This window comes from Rhodococcus sp. BE178 (assembly GCF_050433545.1).
GTDB lineage: Bacteria > Actinomycetota > Actinomycetes > Mycobacteriales > Mycobacteriaceae > Prescottella.
Window position 1 is genome coordinate 1 of sequence record NZ_JBNPXA010000035.1, and the last position, 4,125, is coordinate 4,125.

Sequence of the window (4,125 nt, forward strand, 5' to 3'; positions counted from 1 at the left end):
ATGTGGGCCTTAGACAAGCCACACCCCACTCGGAGGTTCTCTTCACATCAAGCCGACACGCCCGCTACCAACGTCCTGACCGGGTACATCTAGGGCGTATCTCCTACTGCGGTGAGCCAGAGCATGATGGCTCCGAGGCGGCTCCGCCGCGGTATGTGAGAGCGAGTTTGTCGCAGCGGCTGGCGAGCACGCGCCATTGTTTGGTCTTTGCCCCACGTGCCATCGCCCGAGCAACGGCTATGCCGCTTCCACAACGTCTGCCACGGGCCGAACGATCGACGCACATCCCGCGAGGGAGCGCCCACTCGATAGCGCCAGACGATGCCCTCCACGACACGACGGTTATCGCGGAACGGGCGGCCCCGCAACCCTGCCGACGACGGCAGCAGCAGGATCCGGTCCCACTGGACATCCGTCGAGACAGACTCGCGACTCGCTCGAGAGTCATCGCGCGAACCATCACCGACATTTAGAAGACACACCCTAGGCGGAGCACGCCACATGGCACTCCGCAACCAATCTTCTCTTCCAGGAAGAAATTACCTCTGCTAACGTGCTCTACGTGATGCAGGTCTCTCTTGGTGATCAGGAGACCTACAGCAACCGAACTCCCAGTCTCAGTCTGAACGCGCGGTCAGGTCGAAAACACACCCCCGAAGGACGGTAATGAAGCGAACGAATCATCGGCGGGCACTTTCCGCCTTGGTCCTCATTTCGACTTGTGGGCTCATAGCCGCCGGATGTGCGTCCTCCGCCGGCTCATCTGACGGCAGCGACACGCCGAAACTCGTTAGGGCTCAGGTGATTGGCGAGCAGTCGCCCGAGGGAAACGCAAAGGAAAATGCAACTCTGACGTATGCATCGCATGCGCTCACCAATACTCTAGACCCGATCAAGGGCAGGACCTCCGCCTGGCTCGGCGGCACCGAAATGGCCGCAATTTACGACGTCCTGGTGCGGTGGGACCCAGAATCCGCAGGCATTGTTCCTCAGATGGCCGAGTCGATCACAGAGGCTCCCGACAGACTCTCGTGGACCGTCAAACTTCGTGACGGGGTCAAGTTCAGCAATGGCGACACCCTGGACGCGGCGGCCGTTGTCGCCAGCACCAATCGTATGACCGAGGGCAATGCAACGAACACCGACCAGTTCCGGACGAACGTGCGATCTATGGAGACGCCCGACCCCCGTACCGTGACCTACTACCTGAACAATCCGTGGAACGACTTTCCCACGCTCCTGACCTCCGGGTTCGGCATGATTACTCATCCGGACTCGTTCAAGGACGGGAAATTTGTCGAACCGATCGGCGCTGGCCCGTTCACCGTCAAATCTGTCAATCCCGGAGTCGAACTCGTTCTCGCGCCACGCGACGACTACTGGGGCGGGAAGCCGAAGATTGGCGGACTCAAGTTCGTAGACCTTCGCGGCGAGCAGCCAATGGTCGATGCGCTCAAGACGGGCGAGGTGCAGATGGCGTACCTCAGAGGGGGAGAGGCCATCGAGACGATGCGGGCCGAGTTCCCCGGATACTACGAGCCGGTAAGCATGGTAGACAACGGCGTTATCAATATCCGGCAAGGCCGTGCCGCACACGATATCCGTGTCCGGCAGGCAATTGTGAAGGCGATCGACCCTGCCGTCATCAATCAACGCGCCAGGGACGGACTGAACTCGCCTGGACTCGAGCTGTTCCAAGAGTGGTCCAACATGCACGGGTCGATCCCCGGTCCCACTCAGGACGTCGAGGCCGCCCGCAAGCTCGTCGATGAGGCCAAAGCAGATGGATACAACGGAAAATTGACGTTCGCATCGCTGACAGATCCGGCGTCGATCGATCTGGCGCTGGCGATGCAGTCCCTGCTCCAGAATGTCGGCTTCGAAGTCGAAATCCAGCCTAATGCGACTAAGAACGATATTGCCAAAGTATTTTATGTCACTCATGACTTCGACGTGAGTGTTGCTGGCACAGCGGTGCCCGACTCCGCCCCGCTCCTGCGGCTTCAAGGCTTGCTCACGACAGGATCCAGCCAAAACGTAAGTGGCTACAGCAATCCCAAGATGGATGACGTGATCTTTCAGATTCAGACTGCCGCCACCGAGGAGGAGCGCAGGACTGGATTCGAGGAGATGCAGACGATCCTCAACGAGGATGTGCCGATCGTGCCTTTGGGATCGGGCGCAAACTTCATCACCTGGGCACCAAACATCCATGACGCAAAGCCTGGTATGGATGGGCTGGTTCTCTTCGACAAGATCTGGATCTCGGACTAGGCAGTGCCCTTCTGACCTCGCGCCGCCCCCGACAACCTGACCACTCCCCCGCGGTGTCCACGTTGGGGGCGGCATGAGGCAGTGCCAGAGGGATCGACGACCCAGCCGGGCGTCGGGGCCTAGTCACAGCGCCAGTGGGTGCGGCAAGCCCAGATCGACACCGACCAACCCTTCCCTCGGCGTCACGACCGACGAACAGAAGCGGATCAGGAACCTCGAACATGAGGTTCGATATCCGGAGGAAACCAACGAGACTCTGAAGGCTGCCTGATGAGTTCGGGTGAGCGGTCGCCCTGGCACCGGCGGATTGACTAATCCGCCCCCGAGCACTTCATGCAAGGGGCGCCCCCGCGACGCCGGAAATCGGTACACCTCCCCGTTCAGGCCATCGAGGACGTCGAGTACGCGACGATGGAACGGGCCGACTGGTTCGACACCCGTCGACTGCTGTCGGCCCGCTACACGGTGGGCATACAGGCTGCGACGACTTCTGCCCCACAACACTCCTCGCGGTGTAGCCGCTGATGAACCTTGTCGGCGTACATTGCTCGCGGTCGGCGCGGCCGCCGCAAGTGGAAATCATCAGAGGGCGGGAACATGACCAGCAGGGAGCTCAGTGAAGCCGATGCACGGGCGGTATACGCGCGCCTCGTGCCGATTGTCGAGATGGGCGGTGCGACTGTCGACCCGCGCGACGAGGAGCTGACCGTGCAGCTCCTGCAGGGCGCCATCACTCACGAGGAGATGGTGGCTGCGATTCTCGGCGAAACGAACATCGGCAAGTGAGTGATGACTCCGATCTCGGTGATGCTGGTCGGCGCGAGGATGTCGCGAACGTCCATCGAACCGAGGAACCCCGTCCTGTCGGGGGTGCGTACTACGGTCGCACCCGACGCTGACCAGCCGAGATATTCCCATGAAGGGACCGATACATGGCACTGCCTACCCTGACCCCTGAACAGCGCGCCCAGGCGCTCGAGAAGGCCGCCGCCTCACGCCGCGCCCGGGCCGCGCTCCGCGAGGAACTCAAGACCGGGAAGTCGACCTTCGCTGAGATCCTCGGCCGCGCCGGCACCGACGAGACCGTCAGCCGCGCCAAGGTGCTCTACATCCTCGAGTCGCTGCCGAAGATCGGGAAGGCCACCGCCCTCGAGATCATCACCAATCTCGGTATCTCCGAGACCCGCCGCATGGGTGGCCTGGGATCGAACCAGCGCGCTGAACTCCTCGAACGACTCGGCTGATCCGACGGCCGAAAGGCCTGCGAGCGATCGTCTCGCAGGCCTTTCGGGTATCGGCGCGCACCGGCTGGGGCAGTGCCGCACCGCAGGATCAGTGCCGACCGGTTGTACTGCCCAGGGACGCTGGTCAAAGGGAGCGTTCCTGCCGATGGCGGAGTGCTTTCGGAGGTGATTGAGGGTGCGGTTCGGACTCCGCTACGGCCGGCTGGATCGGTCGACCATGCCGGCCTCGCCCATTTCCTGATAGAGGACCGCCCATCGCTTGGCGATCGGCCAGGACACGTTGAAGTGTTCCGCGGCCGTGCTGATGGGCCAGCCCTCGTCAAACGATGCGGCGGGCGAGCAGCAGTCGCCCGCGTGGGGTCAGTGGTGCGTCAGCGTGGACCACGAAGGTCTCCTGTCGGTGCAGTGGGTGCCCAAACAGCTCCACTTCCGCGACAGGAGACCTTCCTCGTTCAACAACCGGCTACAGCCTGTCGACGCACTCGTTCAACCAACCTGACTGGGCAGTACACCTGATATGTAGAGAAGATTGTCAAGAGGCCATGGTGAGGCGCCGCCGGGGAGCGACCCCGACGGCGCCTCGTTGCTTCCTCGGCCGGAGTCTGCG

General features: G+C 62.1%; 4 protein-coding genes and 1 pseudogene. 3 read left to right on the forward strand and 2 right to left on the reverse strand.

Features of this window, described 5'->3' with window-relative positions; translation table 11 throughout:
• Nucleotides 1-89 precede the first annotated feature (89 nt).
• Nucleotides 90-503: a transposase gene (locus J2X34_RS28335; RefSeq protein ID WP_429520350.1), complete on the reverse strand. Its 414-nt coding sequence runs from the start codon at nucleotides 501-503 to the stop codon at nucleotides 90-92.
• A gap of 163 nt (nucleotides 504-666) precedes the next feature.
• Between J2X34_RS28335 and J2X34_RS28340 the strand changes: the two genes are divergently transcribed.
• From J2X34_RS28340 to mihF, 3 genes are all read left to right on the forward strand, one after another.
• Nucleotides 667-2,274, forward strand: a complete 1,608-nt coding sequence (locus tag J2X34_RS28340; protein WP_429520351.1) for an ABC transporter substrate-binding protein — start codon at nucleotides 667-669, stop codon at nucleotides 2,272-2,274.
• Nucleotides 2,275-2,871: 597 nt separating this feature from the next.
• A complete protein-coding gene (locus tag J2X34_RS28345) occupies nucleotides 2,872-3,060 on the forward strand; it encodes a hypothetical protein (protein WP_147283511.1) in 189 nt (62 codons plus the stop codon).
• Nucleotides 3,061-3,206: 146 nt separating this feature from the next.
• Nucleotides 3,207-3,518 carry an integration host factor, actinobacterial type gene (mihF, locus tag J2X34_RS28350; RefSeq protein WP_114722047.1) on the forward strand — a complete coding sequence of 104 codons (312 nt, stop codon included), beginning with the start codon at nucleotides 3,207-3,209 and terminating at the stop codon, nucleotides 3,516-3,518.
• Nucleotides 3,519-3,713: 195 nt separating this feature from the next.
• Here mihF and J2X34_RS28355 read toward each other — a convergent pair.
• Nucleotides 3,714-3,903 (reverse strand): annotated as a pseudogene (locus J2X34_RS28355) (leucine zipper domain-containing protein); the annotation flags it as partial.
• Nucleotides 3,904-4,125 lie beyond the last annotated feature (222 nt).